Annotated in this window: 1 pseudogene; it reads left to right on the forward strand. The window is 77.3% G+C overall.

The features are described 5' to 3' along the window. Nucleotides 1-927: pseudogene (locus GT354_RS14305) on the forward strand (hypothetical protein); the annotation flags it as partial.

Below are 927 nucleotides of genomic sequence, written 5' to 3' on the forward strand. Positions count from 1 at the left end.
CTGGTCACGCTGCGCCGCAGGATCGGCCTCGACGCGCTCACCGGCGCACTCGCGACGCTGCGCGAACCCCAGACGCTCACGGCCGGGACCCGGCTCGTCGAGTTGTTGGCCGAGGCCGGCCGACGTGCCGACGCCGGCACGTCGGGCCGGCCGGGCGACACCACCGCGCCGCTTGCCCCCGCGCCCGCCGATCCCGCCGCCGACCGCCCTGCCGCCGTACTCGACCGGCTGCTCGGCGGAGACACCGCGCTCGCGGGAATCGTCGCCGAGCGCTGGCGCGCGGAGGACGGCGACGAGGTCACCCGCGACATGGCCGCCGCACTGCGGGCCAGGCCCGACGGGCTCGCGATCGGGTGGCACACCGCGCTGTCCGCCGCCCGGGGTGACCGCCTGGTGCACGTGCTGCTGGGCCCCGTACCGCCGATCCTGCCGACGCCCGCGCCCGCCGGGCCCGTCAACGGCCGCCGGCCCGGGCGCGGCGCCGAGCCGGCGGCCGAAGGCCCCTCGCGGCGCGAATCGGAGACCGTAACTCCCGAGGCGCTGGTCGCCGACCTGTGCCGGCTGCTCGGGCCGGCTGCCACCACCGACGTACCGGCGCTCTACGACGCGTTGTGGAACCATCCGGTCGTACTGCGCCGACTGCTCGACACCGCCGGCGGGGAACTGCGCGCGTGGCTCAACGTGATCCGGCCGTGGGACGACCGGGCCCCCGAATGGCTCGCGCCCTACGCGCTGCTCGTGGGACAGCGCTTGCGACCGGCCGAAATCCCGCCTGCGGAAGCCGTGTTCACGCTGCGCGTCGCAGGCCGCACCGGCCCCGACACGGTCGCCGCCGTCGTGCACGACCTGTGGCCCACCTTCGTCGAACTCGCCGAGGACCGCGCCGACCCCGCCGCGCAGGGCCTCGCCGCGCTGCTCGCGCGCCCC

The sequence above is a fragment of the Streptomyces sp. SID3343 genome (genome assembly GCF_009865215.1).
Taxonomy (GTDB): domain Bacteria; phylum Actinomycetota; class Actinomycetes; order Streptomycetales; family Streptomycetaceae; genus Embleya.